Raw genomic sequence first — 15,939 nt, 5'->3', positions numbered from 1 at the left:
TCCCCCGATCGGTGTCCACGTGTTCCGCGTACTCCTGTACGTACAGGACACGGTGATACCGGGGCGGCGGTCGCGGCTAGATGCGGTACGGGGGGATTTTCGGTGGCCGTGCCGGAGCGCGGGCGCTGACCGTCAGGACTGCCGGGTCCGGCGCTCCACCATCAGCCGGGAGCCGCTGTGCCGCTCGCCGAAGACGTCGTCGGGGTTGGAGAGCACGCAGGTGTCCAGGGAGAGACAGCCGCAGCCGATGCAGTCGGTGAGGTGGTCGCGCAGGCGGCCAAGCTGCTTGATGCGCTTGTCCAGTTCCGAGCGCCAGCCCTCCGAGAGGCGCGCCCAGTCCTCGCGGTTGGGCGTGCGCTCCTCGGGCAGCGAGTCGAGGGCCTCGCGGATCGTGGAGAGCGGGATGCCGACGCGCTGGGAGGCGCGGATGAAGGCCACGCGGCGCAGGGTGTCCCGGTGGTAGCGCCGCTGGTTGCCCGAGGTGCGGCGGCTGGCGATGAGGCCCTTGGACTCGTAGAAGTGCAGGGCGGAGACGGCGACGCCGCTGCGGTCGGCCAGCTGGCCGACCGTGAGTTCGTGGACCTTCTCTGGGATCTGGGGCACCTCTCGAACCCTACTGGCTGGTCCGTTGACACGCGTCGGCACACACCCCATGCTGAGCAAGCGCTTAGTCCGCGTATCTTTCCGCGCACGATTCTGCATACGTCTAGGAGGCCAGGGACATGGCGGAGCCGAAGATCTTCACGTCGGCCGAGGAACTGCGTGCCGGGGTCGGCACGCACCTCGGGTACAGCGACTGGCTGGAGATCGACCAGAAGCGGATCGACCTCTTCGCCGACGCCACGGGTGATCACCAGTGGATCCACGTGGACGCGGAGAAGGCGGCACAGGGGCCCTTCGGGACGACCATCGCGCACGGCTATCTGACGCTGTCGCTGCTGCCGAGCCTGGTACCGCAGATCATGCGCGTCGAGAACATGAAGATGGGCCTCAACTACGGCACCGACAAGGTCCGTTTCCCCTCCCCGGTGCCGGTCGGCTCGCGGCTGCGCGCGACGGCGCAGCTCACCGACGTCACGCCGACGAAGGACGGCGGCGTGCAGGTGACGGCCAAGGTCACCGTGGAGCGCGAGGGCGGCGACAAGCCGGCGTGCGTGGCGGAGTCGGTGTCGCGCTACTACTTCTGAGCCCTCCTGCTTCTGAGCCCTCCTGCTGACGAGGCTCCGCTACTTCTGAGGCTCCGCGGGCCGGGCACCCACCATCCGCAGCACGAGGTCGGCGTAGAGCGCGCCGACCTCGTCGGGCGTCCGGCGCCCCGCCACGTTGAACCAGCGGGCCACGTCGATGCAGAGCGAGAGCACGGCGAGCGTGGTGCCCGGCACGTCGGGGACGTCGAACTCCCCTGCCCTTACCCCGTCGTTGATGATGTCCCGCACGGCCTCGTCCGACCTGCGGCGCAGCGCGACGATCTCCGTGCGGTGCTCCTCGCCGAGCGCGTCCAGCTCGTACTGGACGACGCGCGCGGTCGTGTGGTGGGCGGCGTGCCAGCCGACGAAGGAGCGGACGGCCGCCGCGAGCCGTTCGGCGGCGCCGCCCTCGCCGTCCGCCGCGGTGCGCAGGATGGTCAGGGCCTTGTCGTGGCCGATCCTGCTGATGCGGTGGAGGAGCTCTTCCTTGGTCTTGTAGTGGATGTAGAGCGCGGCGGGGCTCATGCCGGCGCGGCCCGCGATGTCACGGGTGGTCGTCGCGTGGTAGCCGCGCTCGGCGAAGGCCTCCACGGCGGCGACAAGGAGTCGCCTGGCCGCGTCGGGGCTCACCTCGCCCCACGGCTGCTCCTCGCCGCCGGTCTCCTCCGCCGCGCTCATCGCCCACTCCTTCAGCTTTCGGGAGGGACACCATACCTCTGACGGTGAGCAAGCGCTTAGAGCCTGTCTTTGAGCCCCCGCCTGCGCAGCGTCGGTCAGGGCTTGCCGAACGGGTCGTGTTCGACGAGCAGCTTGTCGACGCGGGCCTGGTCGACCCTGCTGACGATCTGCACCACCTCCTGCCGGTCCCTGATCACCTTGGCGAGGGTGAACGCGGAGGTCGTCAGATAGAGCACCGCGATGGCGAGGAAGCCCCGCACCCAGGCCGAGGCGTCCAGATAGCCGATGCCGACGGCGACGGCTGCGATGGACACGGCGAAGGAGGCCACGGCCTGGCCGTAGAAGGCGTTGGTGGTCTGCTGTCTCACAGGCGGCTCAGTCATGTGCCAAGCATCGGCGGGGGCGGCGCGCGCCACATCCGCTCGGGTACTCAGGTGCGTACTCAGAAGGCCGAAACGCCGGTGAGGGCACGGCCGATGACGAGCTTCTGTATCTGGCTGGTGCCTTCGTAGAGGGTCATCACGCGCGCGTCGCGCAGCAGTTTGCCCGCCGGGTACTCGTCGATGTAGCCGTAGCCGCCGAAGACCTGCAGAGCGTTGTTGGCGGCGCGCACGGCGGCCTCCGATGCGAACAGCTTGGCCTTCGACGACTCCGTTGCGAAGGGCTGCCCCCGGTCGATGAGATCGGCGACCCGCCAGGTCAGCAGGCGCGCGGCGTCCACGTCCACCGCGATGTCGCTGAGCAGCTCCTGCACCAGCTGGTGGTGGGCGATGGTCTTCCCGAACTGCTCGCGCTCACCGGCGTAGCGCACCGCGGCGTCGAGCGCGGCCTGCGCGATGCCCACGCAGCCCGCCGCCACCGACATGCGCCCCTTGGCGAGGGCCGACATGGCGACGGAGAAGCCCTTGCCCTCGGGCGCCATCATGGCCGACGCCGGGACGCGGACGTCCTCAAGGACGAGTTCGGCGGTGGCCTGGCCGCGCAGGCCGAGCTTGCCGTGCAGGGTGCGGCGGGTGAGGCCGGGGGCGTCGGCCGGGACCAGGAAGGCGGAGACGCCCTTGTGCCCGGGCGCGTCGCCGGTGCGGGCGAAGAGGAGCACGACATCGGCCCAGGTGCCGTTGGTGATGAACATCTTGGTGCCGTTGATGACGTACGAGTCGCCGTCGCGCACGGCCCTGGTCGTCAGGCTGCCCGCGTCGGAGCCGGTGCCCGGCTCGGTGAGCCCGAAGCACCCGACGTACTCGCCGGAGGTGAGCCCCGGCAGCCACTGCCGCTTCTGCTCCTCGCTGCCCCAGTGCGCGACGGTCTTCGCGACCAGGCCGAGGGAGACCGAGACGATGCCGCGCACCGAGGAGTCCCCGCGGCCCAGCTCCTCGGTCACCAGGCAGTACGCGAGGTGGTCGCCGCCCGAGCCGCCGTACTCCTCGTCGATGGTGAGCCCCAGGAAGCCGACCTCGCCGAGCTTCTTCACGACGGCCCGGTCGACGCTCTCGGCGCGGTCCCACTCCACGACGTGCGGGGTGATCTCGCGCGCCACGAACTCCTCGGCAAGCCGGCGGACGGCGGCCTGCTCGTCGCTGAGCTCCAGGTTCACGGTGGGCACCTCTCACGTGGGGTTACGGCGAGTTACTCGAATGACGTCGCGTTTTAAATTAGCACTGCTAGTTTGTTGGCGCAGCCCTACTATGTGCCGCATGGCCCGACCGCGCAAGCCCCTCCTCAGCCGAGAACGCATCGTCGAAACGGCGCGCGCACTCGTGGACTCCGAGGGACTCGCCGCCGTCTCCACGCGCCGCCTCGCCGCCGAGCTCGGCGTCAGCGGCCCGTCCCTCTACAACCACTTCCGCACCAAGGACCAGATCCTGGAGGCAGTCGCGGACTCGGTGAGCGCCCAGGTCGACCTGTCGATGTTCGAACCCGACGACGGACGCGACTGGCGCACGGCGCTGCACGACTGGGCGGTCTCCTACCGGGCCGCCCTCACCCTGCACCCGAACATCGTCCCGGTCCTCGCGAGCGGCCCCGGCCGCCGCCCGGCCGGACTGCGGCTCGCCGACGCGGTGTTCGGGGCGATGGTCGACGCGGGCTGGCCCGCCGCGCAGGCCACGTCGATCGGCGCGCTGATGCGGTACTTCATCATGGGCTCCGCGCTCGGCTCCTTCGCCGGGGGCTTCGTGGACGACGAGGCCGCGTACGACCCCGCCGACTATCCGCACCTGGGCCAGGCCCACCTGCTCGCCGACCGTCAACAGCTCATCGACGAGCGGGCCTTCGAGACGGGCCTGCGGGCACTCCTCGACGGGCTCGCGATGCAGTACGAACAGGTGACGGCGCGGACCTGACGGGTCGGGTCAGTCCGTGATGAAGCGCTCCACCGCCGTCACAACGAGCTCGTCGCGCTCGGCCTCCGAGAGGACGTCCGGCAGCGTGAGCTGCTCCAGGATGAGCCAGTTGAGCGCCAGATACAGCAGCTTGACCGCCTTGGCGTCCCCGGGAAGACCGGAGGCCTCGTGGTACGCGAGGTTGGCGTCGAGGTCGGCCCGGACGCGCTCGGTGAGGACGGCGCGCAGCCCGGGGCGGCGGGTCGCTTCGAGGCGCAGTTCGAGCAGGGCCAGATAGCCCGTACGGAAGCCACTGACCCGGCCGACGACCTCCCGCATGAGCTCGACGTAGCTCGCCTTGTCCCGCTCGGCCGTCCGCTGGCGCTCGATCACCGATTCGTCGGGGATGAGCCGTTCGTAGACCCGGGCGCCCGCCTGGGTCAGCAGGTCGTCGCGGTTACCGAAGTAGTTGGAGGCGGTGCCGGTGGGCACGGCCGCCTCGGTGTCCACCGCCCGGAAGGTCAGGCCCCGGGCGCCCTCTCTGGCCAGCACCTCGATGGCGGCGTCGACCAGGGCCGCCCGTCGGCCGTCGTTCCTGCGCACCATTGACACCACTCCATTCGAAGTACTACGTTTCGACCACTACAGAAAGAGTACTACATGGGGAGTCACCGAATGCGCAAGCTCGTGTACTACATCGGCACTTCCGTCGACGGCCGCATCGGGGGCCCCGCGGGCGAAGCCGACTTCTACCCGGTGGGCGACGAGGAGCAGGCCGCCGCCTACGCCGCGTCGGTCAACGCCCGCTACCCCGAGACGGTCCCCACGGCCCTGCGCCCGCTCGCCGGTCTCGACGGGTCCCCCAACCTGCGCTTCGACACGGTACTGATGGGCCACAACACCTACCGCCAGGCACTGGCCCACGGCGCCCCGAGCCCGTACGCACACCTGCGTCAGTACGTGCTGTCCCGCACGCTCGACAGCGCGCCGGACCCGGCGGTGACCGTGGCGGGCGGCGATCCGCTCACACTGGTCCGCGACCTCAAGCGGCAGCAGGGGCAGGACATCTGGCTCTGCGGCGGGGGGCGGGTCGCGGCCGCGCTGCTGCCGGAGCTCGACGAGCTGATCGTCAAGAGTTATCCGGTGGTCGCGGGGGCCGGGATCCCGCTCTTCGACGGGGAGTTCGACCCCACGCGGTTCCGCCCGACCGCGCGCGAGACGTTCGCGAACGGTGTCCTGGTGACGTGGTTCGAAGCGGTCCGGTGAGGCGGCGGCCGAGGCAGTAGATGTACTCTGCATCCGTCTTTCCGGGTGCAGGCCTGGCCGCCGGGCCCGGACGAAAACAAATACATCACGCGGGAGTGGCCGTGGGGCACGCGACGGATGCGCTGGACGCCGGTGGCTCGACCGGCGGCACGGGCCGGGCAGTCGGGGCACCCCGCGCCCGCGCCTTCGCCGCCCAAGTGCTGCGCGGGCACGGGCAGGTGACCTTCCTGCCGGGCACGGCCGCGGGCGCCCTCTTCTGCGCGGCGCTCTTCGCCGCGGGCTGGGAGTACGGGCTCTACGGCCTGGCGGGCACCGCCGTCGGCACGGCCACCGCACAGCTCCTGGGAGTTGACCGGGACCGCGTCTTAACCGGCCTCGAAGGGTTCAACGCCTGTCTGACGGCGCTGTCGTTCGCGGTCTTCCTCGGCCCGGAGCACACCTCGACGGCGCTGCTCGCGGTCGTGGGCTGCGCGGTCGTCACGGTCGTGACCGCGGCCGCGGTGCGGCTGCTCGGCGCCCGGGGACTGCCCGCGCTCACCCTGCCGTTCTGCCTGGTCGCGACCGTGACGACGATCGCGGCGCCCGGCTTCCGGCGGATCTGGCACCACGGCGCGGGCCTGGCATCGCTCACCGCGCCCGCGACAGGACCGACCACCCTCCGACCGGATGACCTCGCCCGGGCGTTCTTCGCGGGCTTCGGCCAGATCTTCTTCATGCCGCAGTGGTACGTGGGCGCCCTGCTGCTGCTCGGCCTCCTGGTCGCGGGCCCGCGCACGGCGGCCGTCGCGTGCCTCGGCAACGCCGTCGCCATCGCCACCGCGTGGGCCCTCGGCGCCCCCGCCGCACAGATCGCCGACGGCACCATGGGATACAACGCCGTCCTCGTCGCGCTCGCCCTGTGCGGGGTCTTCCTGCCCGCGCGGGCCGCGACCCTCGCGTACGCGCTCCTGGGCGCGGCCACCGCGACGGCACTCGGCCCCGCGGTGGCCGCGCTCTTCGCGCCGGCCGGCGGGCACGCGTTCACGTGGCCGTTCGTGCTGACGACGCTGGTGTTCCTGGCCGGGGCCAACTCCTTTCCCCGGCTTACCGGTTCGGGCCGGTAGCGGCGGGCGCGGGGCGCTAACGTGACGTCATGAGCATCGCCTTCGACGCACTGGCCGCCGCGGCGCTCGGCGGGGCCGGGGGACAACTGGGGACCAACGCCGCCACCGCCCTGTGGGAACGGCTCCGCGAGCGGTTCTCACGGGATCCCGCCGTCGTGGCGGTCCTCGACGAGCGGGACGCGGCCGACCCCGAGGCGGTACGCCGGCTGGGCGGGGCGCTGCGGGAACTGGCCGCTTCCGACGCCGGGTTCCGGCGTGAACTGGAGTCGTTGTCACTCCGGTTGGGGCCGTCGGCGCCGCACGTCAACACGGTCAACGACTCCCGGGGCCTGAACGCGCCGGGGTCCACGTTCACCGGGCCCATCACCATGAACTTCGGTGACGAGCCGGAGCCCGGCGGGCCGTGAGCAACCACGTCGACGGCTCGTCCGGGCTCAACGCGCCCGGCGCCGTCTTCCACGGCGACGTCACCGTCCACCTCGCGGGCGACGACGCGCGCACGGAGCCCCGGACGCGCGGCACCGAGCGGCTTCTCCTGCGGGTCCTCCAGCGGGAGTTCCACGACGGCGCCACCGTCCGGCTGCTGGACCCCGCGCTCGTGCGGGAGCACCGCGGCATCGCGGAGGCGTTCGTGGACCTCCTCGTGCGGCTGCCGTCGAAGGACGAGGGCGAGGAGAGCGCCGGGGGCGCCCCGCGGCACTTCGTGAAGCAGTACCTCGCCATGGAGACGGCGTCGTTCCGTACCGTCCTGACCGGCGGTCCTGGCCAGGGCAAGACCACCGCCGTGCAGATGCTCGCCCATCTGCACCGGGCCCATCTGCTGCGGACCTGCGACGCGGAACTGCTCTCCCCACGGACCGTCACGGAACTCGACCGCGTCGAGCGCGGTCTGCGCAGGCTGGAGCTGGCGCCGCCCGCCACCGCGCGGTTCCCGCTCTGGGTGGAGGCGGACGCGTTCGCGTCGTACCTGACCGGCGCCACCGAGACCCGGCGGTCCCTGTGGCACCACCTCGCCCACCGCTACGAACGCCTCCTCCAGACCGAGGTCTCGACGGCAGAGGTCCGCACACTGGCCCGCTCGGCGCCCACCGTGCTGATCCTCGACGGATACGACGAGGTGTCGCCCCGGCAGCGCTCCGCCGTCCTCGGCCACGTCAGGGACTTCGCCGACGACCTGCAGCTGGACCGGGCCGACGCGTCGATCATCGTCACGTCGAGGCCGCAGGCGTACGGGAACGACCTGCGCCCGCACGGATTCGCCTCCTGGACCCTGGCGGACCTCACCCCGGACGAGGCCCAGCGGCATGCGGCCGTCCTGGCGGGCGACGGCGCGGCGGGTGAGCGGCTCCTCGGGCTCTTCAGCGAGGCGGCCCGCCACGGCGACCTGCCGGACATCCTGAACACGCCCCTGCACGTCGCGCTGGTGGTCTCGATCCTGGCCGGCTCCGGCGAACTGCCCTCGGGGCGCCACCGGTTGTTCGCCCGCTACTACGACCATGTCTACGCCCGCGAGGAAGGCCGGGGCGGGGAGCTCGGCACCTTTCTGGAGCAGCACCGGGGACTCGTCGACGAACTACACCGGCGGGCCGCCTTCCACATCATGGTCGCCAGTGAGCGGCGCCAGGACGCACGCGGCATCCGCGCCGAGGAGTTCGCCGCGATGGCCCGCTCGGTGGTGCGCGACATCGGGGCCCCCACCGGCGCCGACGAGGCCGAGGTGGTCGAGCGGCTCCAGCGGTTCGCCAGGGAACGCCTGGTCCTGATCGTCGGCGTGGACACCGACGTCGTGGGCTTCCAGATCAAGTCCCTCGTCGAGTTCCTGGCCGCCGCCCACCTGTCGGAAACCGCGGACGAGCAGCTGGTGCGCGAGCGTTTCCGCGCCGTCGCCGCAAGCGAACCGTGGCGCAACGTGGCGAGATTCATGGCCGCGGCGGCCTTCGAGCCGGGCCGTCTCGGCGTACGGGACCTGCGGGACTCGGTGGTGACCGCTCTGGCCGAGCTGGATCTTGCGGAGTTCACGGGGACGGCCTCCCTGTATCTGCGGGGCGCGGAACTGGCCATCGATCTGCTCGCGGACCTGCCGGAGCTCGACGCGCGGTATGTCCACCACCTGCTGCCCGACGTGGACGTCATCGCCGACCTCGACGAGCGCGCCGACCGGCTCGCCCGCGCCGCGGCGCCGCTGTTCGAGGGGCCCCGGCTCGACGAGCTGCTCGACCGCATGACGACGGACTCCCCGGGGCGACGTCATTCCCTGGCTCTCTGGCGTTTCCTCAACAAGCTGGCCGAGGCGGGGAACGCGGTGGCGGGCTCGGCGGCCCGTGCCCACCTGGACTCGGCGTCCCCGCAGCTGCTTCCTGACCTCTTGCTGGACGTCGCGATCCCCGAGGTCGTCGGGCCGGAACAGCTCGCGGGCTGTCTGCCCAGGGCCGATCCCCACGCGGTACGTACGGACGCGCACGCACGTCGGATCTATCTCCCGGCCTGGGCGGAGGCAGCCTGGGAGGTGATGCACTCCGGGGCGACCTCATCCGGCTTCCGCAGTCCGGTGCTCGAAGACATCTGGCCGCTGTCCGGTCCGAACACCCTGCTGGACTCGCGCTGGCTGTGGCCGCTGGCCACGCCGCCGGACGGCTGCCACCCGAACTGGGCGGCTTGGGGCGAGGCGGCGAGCATGCTGGCCACGCCCACCACCGCCGTACTCGACTCGCTCGCCCGCAAGCGGTCGGACTTCCCGGACTTCTCGGCGTCGCGCATGCTGCCCTGGCCGGTCCGGGAATGGCTGGTCGGTGGGGGGCCTCCGCCACAAACGCCCGACAGCCTGGCCTGGCTTGCCGCGGAAAACCGCTGGGCGATGCACGGCGTGCGGCTGCACGACATCGAGACCTACTTGCGGAAGGGCTCCCTCGACAGCCACGTGGCTTCGAGCGGCTTTCCGTTCGCGACGATCCACTGGGCATTGCCGGCCGGTTCCGATCCCCGTATCTTCTCGCTGGCCGCCGACGTCTGGAGCATCTGGTCCGCGCAGGGTGGCGGCCTGCCCACCGCACGGGCAACCATCGCCGAACGGCTGCTCCTCCCCCTCTGCGAATACGGTCTGGAGCGCGGCGACCCGCCGGCGTCACCCCGGCAGCTACGTGAGGCGATCGGGTGCATCCCCGCCCTGCAGACCTTCCACCTCACATACGAGACCGCCCTGCTGGCGCTCTCCGACTGCCCCGACGACGCGGAGTTCGCCGCTCTCGCACAGCGGCTCTCGCTCCAGGAGTGGTCCAGCGGGAAGGGCACGGCCCACGACGTCATCGCGCGGGCCCGCCGCCTGCTGTACGACGGCACGTTCCGGTCGCTGTGCGCGACCGTCGCCGAGCTCAATGATGCGCCCGAGACCTGGGACGCCCTGGTCGCCCACTGGATCGCCCACGGAGACCCCGGGCACGAGGACTGGCCCCTGGTGAGCCTGCTCCGGGTGGACGCGCCCTGGCCATCGGACCGTGACATCGCGCTGGCCAGGAAATCCGTGCGCGGACTGGGCCTCGGGCGACTGGCCGACAACGTCCCGTACTGGTCGGACGAACTGCGGGCCCACGTCCGCGACCGCGTACAGCTTCAGGAGGCGCAGCGGTGGGGCAAGCACCCTGACCTGGTGCCCTGGCACGAGGTCACCGACCCCCTCCCCCTCGCTCTCCTGAAGCTACGCGTCTGACCTCGGAACACAGTGCCTCAGAACACGATGAGCGCCCGGCCGCCCTTGCCCGCGATCATGTTCTCGAAGGCCGCCGGGATGTCGTCGAGCCCGATCCGGTCGGTCACCAGGGTGCCCAGGTCGAGGCGGCCCGCGCGGATGTGCCCGGCGAGGACCGGGAGGTCCACCGCGGGGTCGCAGTTGCCGTACACGCAGCCGGAGAGCGTCCTGCCCCAGTGGAAGAGTTCCAGGGCGTTGAAGGTCACCTGCTGGTCCTTGCCGCCGATGCCGACCACCGTGGTGCGGCCGCCGCGCCGCGTCGACTCCCAGGCCGTACGGATCGTCGCCGCGCGGCCCACGCACTCCACGGCCACGTCGACGCCCTGACCGCCGGTGAGCTTGCGGATGTCCTTGGCCGTCGTCTCCGAGGCGACCACGTACTCCGTGGCACCCGCCGAGCGCGCGAGACCCTCCTTCTCGGGGGAGACGTCCACCGCGACGATCCGCGCGGCGCCCGCGATCCTGGCGGCCTGCAGCGTGGCGAGGCCCACCCCGCCGACGCCGTACACGGCGACGGTCTCGCCCGCGCGCACCCGCGCCGAGTGGTGCACGGCGCCGTATCCGGTCAGGACGGCGCAGCCGAGCAGGGCCGCGTCGGTGAGCGGGACGCCGTCCGGGACCGGCAGGACGCAGCCGGCCGCGACCACCGTCTCCTCGGCGAACGCGGCGACGTTCAGGCCGGGGTGGAGCTCCGTGCCGTCCAGCCGCTTCGCGTAGACGTCCGCGGCGCCCGCGAGGGCGTTGCCGCAGAGCCAGACCTCGCCGAGCGAGCAGGCGTGACAACTGCCGCAGGACGGCGCCCAGTTCAGGACGACACCGTCGCCGGGCACGAGGTGTGTGACGCCCTCCCCGACGGAGACCACGGTGCCCGCGCCCTCGTGGCCGAGTACGGCGGGCACCGGGACCCGCATCGTTCCGTTGGTGAGGGACAGGTCGGAGTGGCAGACCCCGGCTGCGGCGAGGCGCACCCGGACCTGGCCGGGGCCCGGCTCCGGCAGGTCGATCTCGGCGATCTCCAGCGGGGAGCCGACGGCGGGGAGGATGGCGGCGCGGACCACGTTCACGTACTCCTTGGGGAAGGTGTCGGGCTCAGGGGGCGGAGCTGAGACAGATGGGGCGGGTCAGAACTGCAGTGACTTCGTCTGCAGGTACTCGGTCAGACCGTGCGCGCCCAGTTCGCGGCCGACGCCCGACTGCTTGTAACCGCCGAAGGGAGCCAGGGGGTTGAAGCTGCCGCCGTTGATGTCGACCTGTCCGGTGTCCATCCGGCGGGCGAACGCGACCGCCTCCGCGTCGTCGGCCGCCCACACCGCGCCCGCGAGCCCGTACACGGTGCCGTTGGCGATGCGCAGGGCGTCGTCCTCGTCCTCGTACCGGATGATCGAGACGACCGGGCCGAAGATCTCCTCCTGAGCGATGGTCATCTCGGGCGTGACGTCGGCGAAGACGGTCGGCTGGACGAAGTAGCCCTTGTCCTTCGGGGCTTCCGGGCCGCCCGCCACGATCCGGGCGCCCTCCTCGACGCCCTTCTCGATGTAGCCGCGCACCCGCGCCTGCTGCTTGGCGTTGACGACGGGGCCGATGCGCGGGCCGTACTTGGCGACCGCGGCCGCGGCGAGCTCCACCGCCTCGTCGTAGCGGTCGGTGTGCACCAGCATGCGGGTCCAGGCGCTGCACGTCTGGCCGGAGTTGGACATGACGTTGGCGACGCCGACGCCCACGGCCTTGGCGAGGTCGGCGCTCGGCAGGATGACGTTGGCGGACTTGCCGCCGAGCTCCAGGGCGACGCGCTTGACGGCCGCGCCCGCGGTGGCGCCGATCTGCCTGCCGACGGCGGTGGAGCCGGTGAATGAGACGAGGTCGACGCCCTCGTGCTCGGCGAGCGCCTGGCCCGCGACCGGGCCGAGCCCTGTGACCAGGTTGAACACGCCCGCGGGTACGCCCGCCTCGTGCACCGCCTCGGCGAAGAGCTGGGCGGTGAGCGGGGTGTCCTCGGCGGGCTTGAGCACGACCGTGCAGCCCGCGGCGAGCGCGGGCGCCACCTTGTTGACGATCTGGTGGAGGGGGTAGTTCCAGGGCGTGATCGCGCCGACGACGCCGACCGGCTCCAGGTAGACGGTGGAGTTGCCCACCTGCTCCTCGAAGGGGTGTGTCGCGGCGAGTTCGGCGTACGAGCCGGAGACCAGGATCGGCACCCCGGCGTGCACGGCCTGCGAGAACGGCAGCGGCGCACCAAGTTCGGCGGTGACGGTCTCGGCGATCTCGTCCTTGCGGGCCACGAGGCGGTCGCGCAGGGCACCGATCAGGGCGGCGCGTCCGTCGGGCGGTGTGGCGGCCCAGCCCGGCAGGGCGGCACGGGCCGCGCGGACCGCGGCGTCGACGTCCTCCGCGGTGCCCGCGGGGACCTGGCCCACGGGCTGCTCGTCGGCCGGGTTCAGGACCGTGATGCTGTCGGTGCCCGCGGCCGGTCGCCAGGCACCGTCGATGTACATCCCGTCGTGGGCCTTCATCGCATTCCTCCAGGTAGTCGTCCGCGCCCCAAACTAGCGCTGATAGTTTTCTGGCACCAGGGGCATCAGGGACCGGGCCACGCGCCGGCCCCCTCTGAGTCGCCGTCGCGCCATGGCAGGTCGCCTCACGTCCTGATCACGTCGCGGCGTCGGCCAGCATGAAGGCGGCCACGGTCAGCAGGGCCATCGCGAAGACACGCTGCAGCCGGGGCCCCGAGACCTTCGCGGCCAGGCGCTTGCCGTCCCAGGCACCCAGGATCGCGGACCCGATGAAGGGGCCGACCACCGCCCAGTCGAGCGAGGCTGCGGCGCCGGAGCGAGTGGCCAGCGAGGCGAGCGAGTTGGCCGTGATGACCAGCAGGCTGGTGCCGACCGCGGCCTCCATCTCGAAACCGAGGACGGTGACGAGGGCGGGCACGGCGAGAAAGCCGCCGCCCACGCCGAGCAGCCCGGTCAGCGCGCCCAGGGCGGCGCCCGCTCCGGCGGCTCTGCCCAGCCGTACGGAGCGGCCGGCGGTGCGGGTGGCGGGGCGGGTGATGTCGGATCGGCCCGTATCAGAGCGGCCGGTATCGGTGGACCGGAGCATTTTGACGGCGGCGAGGACTGCTATGGCCGCGAAGGCGCCGGTGAGGGCGGGTTGGGGCAGGTGGGCCGCGGCGGCTCCGGCGGCGGCCGCCGGAAGAATCCCGGCGGCCGCGAAAGCCGCTCCGGCCGGCCACCGCACTTTCCCGGCGCGGGCGTGCGCGTACAGGGCTGTCAGCGAGGTGACGGTGACGATGACGAGGCTGGCGGTGGTGGCCGCGGCGGGGGTGAAGCCGAGCAGGTAGATCAGCGCGGGCACGGCCAGAACGCTGCCGCCCCCGCCGAGAGCACCGAGAGCCAGACCGACGACGGCGCCCGCGAGCAGGGCCAGGATCAGGGCGGTCACGCTATTCGCCCAGTGCGGTGTCCGGTGCCGCGCCCGGTCCCGCGGGAGGGAGCCTGATCAGGTCCGGAGCGGCCAGGACGGTGAGGCAGGCGGCCAGGACGGCGAGACGGGCGGCCAGGACGGTGGAGCGAGGGGTACATCGGGGGCCTTCTGATCGCGTGCTTCTGTGCGGGCGGAGGAAGGGGGCCTGTGCGGTGGAGCGACAGGTTCCGGGCGCGGGAAGCACGGGGCGCGGGGTGCGTGGCACGGGGCGCGTGGAGCACACGGCTTCGTGCGAGCACTCAGCTCCGCACCCGTAAAGCAACAGCCCCCGTACCGGTCGAGCAACAACCCCTGCACGGGGGAGCGCGGCCTCAAGGCCGGGCGACGCGCAACCCCGCGGCGGCCGCCGCCTCGAAGCCGTCGTCGACGGCGACGACCTTTCGTCCGGTCGCGTCCAGGACGGAAGCGGCGATCGCCGCGCGCATGCCGCCGGCGCAGTGCACCCACACCCTGCCGGCCGGCACCTCACCGAGCCGGCCGGGCAGCTCGTGCACCGGAATGTGCACGGAGCCCTCGATGAAACCGGCCGCGCGCTCGGAATGGCGGCGCACGTCCAGCACCACCGTGTCCGCGCCGTCCTCGCCATCCGCGCCGCGCTCGCCGTCGCCACCCCGCGCGTACGCACCGGCGAGGTCCGCGAAGCAGGCGCGGGGAAAGGAGGCGAGCTGTTCGCCCGCACGGACCCAGGCGGCCGGGTCTCCGGTGGCGGCAGCCGCCGGGCGGTCGATGCCGACCCGGGCCAACTCCCGCTGCGCGTCGGCGATCTGCTCCGGAGTGTCGGCGAGCAGGGTGACCGGCTTGCCCCACGGGATCAGCCAGGCCAGATAGGTGGCCGGTTTGCCGCTGCCCTCGAAGTTGAAGGATCCGGCCACGTGGCCGTCGGCGAAGGCGACCCGGCCGCGCAGGTCGACCACCCACTCCCCCGCCGCCAGCCGCACGGCGATCCGCTCGGCGTCGGCGGGCTCGGGCGGAGTGAGGTCGACGGGCGCGGGGCCCGCGGCGTTGGCGGGGCCCATGTGCGCGTAGTAGGCGGGCACATCGTCCAGTCCGGCGAGGACCCGCTCCACGAAAGCGTCCGCGTCCAGGGTGAACGCGTCGTTGACCGCGCGTTCCTTGCCGATCGTGGTCGCGTGGCCCTCGGCCTGGGTGGAGGAGCAGAAACTGCCGAAGCCGTGCGTGGGCAGCACGGGCACCTCGTCGTCGAGCGTCGCCGCAAGGCGGTTGGCGGAGCTGTGCTGCGCGCGGGCCAGGTGCTCGGTCAGCCGCGGTTCCACGAGATCCGGACGCCCCGTGGTGCCGATCAGCAGTGAGCCGCCGGTGAAGACGGCCACCGCGCGCCCGTTCTCCTCCAGCGCGTACGAGGTGTGGTGCGGGGTGTGGCCCGGGGTGGCGATCGCCCGCAGGACGAGGCGCTCGTCCACCTCGGCCGGGTCGCCGTCCGTGACGGGAGTACGGGGGAAGGAGACGTCGGCGTCGGCCGGGACGAGGTAGCGGGCGCCGGTGAGGCGGGCCAGTTCGAGGCCGCCGCTGATGTAGTCGTTGTGCAGGTGCGTCTCCGCCACGTGGGCGATGCGCACCCCTCGCCGGGCGGCGGCAGCGATCATGCGGTCGACGTCCCGCGGCGGATCGATGACGACCGCCGTACTCGGGCCGCCCGCGAGGTAACTGCGGTTGCCCAGGCCTTCGAACTCCAGGGTTTCAACAAAGAACACGGAATTGCTCCCTTCTCAGGGTGGTGTACCCGGTGATGTCCCGTTCAGGGGAATCACCGCCACGCCGCCGAAAAACTCACGCCACTCCGGGCCGCTCGCGGCTGACGGGGCCCGCACGTCGCGGGCGGCGTCAGAGCCTGTGTCATATCTCCGGCCGGGTGACCGGCAGCCCTGCCGCTTCCCATGCGTCGAGGCCGCCGACCACGTTGTGGACAGCGGACCGGCCCGCGAGGATCGCCCGCGCAGCGGCCCGCGCACCGCGGTTGCCGGTGCGGCACACGAAGGCGAGGGGGCCGCTGGGCAGACCGGCCGACGAGGCCCGCAGCGTGCTGAGGCTTTCTGGGACGCAGCCTGTGCGCCAAACGCCCATTGCGGCAAAGGGAGTTGCCTAACTGGCACAACCCCGGATCTGCGCGCGAACCGGGGGACCTCCAGGGGAATTCCGTACAT

At 72.1% G+C, this 15,939-nt stretch carries 16 protein-coding genes; 6 read left to right on the top strand and 10 right to left on the bottom strand.

Annotated features, from left to right (window positions below):
• Window positions 1-132 precede the first annotated feature (132 nt).
• Window positions 133-603: a redox-sensitive transcriptional activator SoxR gene (gene soxR / locus ACFVYL_RS18440; RefSeq protein WP_389717116.1), complete on the bottom strand. Its 471-nt coding sequence runs from the start codon at window positions 601-603 to the stop codon at window positions 133-135.
• A gap of 119 nt (window positions 604-722) precedes the next feature.
• Between soxR and ACFVYL_RS18435 the strand changes: the two genes are divergently transcribed.
• The gene (locus ACFVYL_RS18435; protein ID WP_389717114.1) at window positions 723-1,187 is read left to right on the top strand and encodes a MaoC family dehydratase; all 465 of its coding nucleotides are present in this window, start codon (window positions 723-725) and stop codon (window positions 1,185-1,187) included.
• Window positions 1,188-1,226: 39 nt separating this feature from the next.
• Here ACFVYL_RS18435 and ACFVYL_RS18430 read toward each other — a convergent pair whose 3' ends face one another.
• The 3 genes from ACFVYL_RS18430 to ACFVYL_RS18420 form a co-directional block, all read right to left on the bottom strand.
• Window positions 1,227-1,865: a TetR/AcrR family transcriptional regulator gene (locus tag ACFVYL_RS18430; RefSeq protein WP_389717113.1), complete on the bottom strand. Its 639-nt coding sequence runs from the start codon at window positions 1,863-1,865 to the stop codon at window positions 1,227-1,229.
• A 95-nt stretch (window positions 1,866-1,960) separates the two neighbouring features.
• On the bottom strand, window positions 1,961-2,248 hold the full coding sequence (locus tag ACFVYL_RS18425) for a YiaA/YiaB family inner membrane protein (RefSeq protein ID WP_389717110.1): 288 nt from the start codon (window positions 2,246-2,248) through the stop codon (window positions 1,961-1,963).
• A gap of 59 nt (window positions 2,249-2,307) precedes the next feature.
• The gene (locus tag ACFVYL_RS18420) at window positions 2,308-3,459 is read right to left on the bottom strand and encodes an acyl-CoA dehydrogenase family protein (RefSeq protein ID WP_389717108.1); all 1,152 of its coding nucleotides are present in this window, start codon (window positions 3,457-3,459) and stop codon (window positions 2,308-2,310) included.
• Window positions 3,460-3,550: 91 nt separating this feature from the next.
• On the opposite strand from ACFVYL_RS18420, the gene ACFVYL_RS18415 reads away from it, so the two are divergent.
• Complete coding sequence (locus tag ACFVYL_RS18415) at window positions 3,551-4,207, top strand: TetR/AcrR family transcriptional regulator (protein ID WP_389717105.1); 657 nt, start codon at window positions 3,551-3,553, stop codon at window positions 4,205-4,207.
• 9 nt (window positions 4,208-4,216) lie between these two features.
• Here ACFVYL_RS18415 and ACFVYL_RS18410 read toward each other — a convergent pair whose 3' ends face one another.
• Complete coding sequence (locus ACFVYL_RS18410) at window positions 4,217-4,792, bottom strand: TetR/AcrR family transcriptional regulator (protein ID WP_389717103.1); 576 nt, start codon at window positions 4,790-4,792, stop codon at window positions 4,217-4,219.
• A gap of 69 nt (window positions 4,793-4,861) precedes the next feature.
• Between ACFVYL_RS18410 and ACFVYL_RS18405 the strand changes: the two genes are divergently transcribed.
• From ACFVYL_RS18405 to ACFVYL_RS18390, 4 genes are all read left to right on the top strand, one after another.
• Entirely contained in the window at window positions 4,862-5,452 is a 591-nt protein-coding gene (locus ACFVYL_RS18405) for a dihydrofolate reductase family protein (RefSeq protein ID WP_389717100.1), read from the top strand.
• Between the two features lie 101 nt (window positions 5,453-5,553).
• Entirely contained in the window at window positions 5,554-6,555 is a 1,002-nt protein-coding gene (locus ACFVYL_RS18400) for an urea transporter (protein WP_389717099.1), read from the top strand.
• Window positions 6,556-6,584: 29 nt separating this feature from the next.
• Entirely contained in the window at window positions 6,585-6,962 is a 378-nt protein-coding gene (locus ACFVYL_RS18395) for a hypothetical protein (RefSeq protein WP_389717097.1), read from the top strand.
• Window positions 6,959-10,258 (top strand): NACHT domain-containing protein, encoded by a 3,300-nt coding sequence (locus ACFVYL_RS18390; RefSeq protein ID WP_389717096.1) that lies wholly within the window; start codon window positions 6,959-6,961, stop codon window positions 10,256-10,258. Before ACFVYL_RS18395 ends, ACFVYL_RS18390 begins: the two co-directional genes overlap by 4 nt.
• Before the next feature lie 17 nt (window positions 10,259-10,275).
• Here the strand turns inward: ACFVYL_RS18390 and ACFVYL_RS18385 are convergent, their stop codons facing one another.
• The 5 genes from ACFVYL_RS18385 to ACFVYL_RS18365 form a co-directional block, all read right to left on the bottom strand.
• On the bottom strand, window positions 10,276-11,355 hold the full coding sequence (locus tag ACFVYL_RS18385; protein ID WP_389717299.1) for a zinc-binding dehydrogenase: 1,080 nt from the start codon (window positions 11,353-11,355) through the stop codon (window positions 10,276-10,278).
• Window positions 11,356-11,418: 63 nt separating this feature from the next.
• Window positions 11,419-12,807 (bottom strand): aldehyde dehydrogenase family protein, encoded by a 1,389-nt coding sequence (locus ACFVYL_RS18380; RefSeq protein ID WP_389717094.1) that lies wholly within the window; start codon window positions 12,805-12,807, stop codon window positions 11,419-11,421.
• A 136-nt stretch (window positions 12,808-12,943) separates the two neighbouring features.
• Complete coding sequence (locus ACFVYL_RS18375) at window positions 12,944-13,735, bottom strand: sulfite exporter TauE/SafE family protein (RefSeq protein ID WP_389717093.1); 792 nt, start codon at window positions 13,733-13,735, stop codon at window positions 12,944-12,946.
• Between the two features lie 353 nt (window positions 13,736-14,088).
• A complete protein-coding gene (locus ACFVYL_RS18370) occupies window positions 14,089-15,489 on the bottom strand; it encodes a rhodanese-like domain-containing protein (protein WP_389717090.1) in 1,401 nt (466 codons plus the stop codon).
• Between the two features lie 142 nt (window positions 15,490-15,631).
• Window positions 15,632-15,859 (bottom strand): rhodanese-like domain-containing protein, encoded by a 228-nt coding sequence (locus ACFVYL_RS18365; RefSeq protein ID WP_389717088.1) that lies wholly within the window; start codon window positions 15,857-15,859, stop codon window positions 15,632-15,634.
• Window positions 15,860-15,939 lie beyond the last annotated feature (80 nt).

The sequence above is a fragment of the Streptomyces sp. NPDC058308 genome (assembly GCF_042880275.1).
GTDB lineage: Bacteria > Actinomycetota > Actinomycetes > Streptomycetales > Streptomycetaceae > Streptomyces.
Note: the sequence above shows the minus strand (reverse complement) of the source record. Positions and strands in the feature narration are given on the sequence as shown.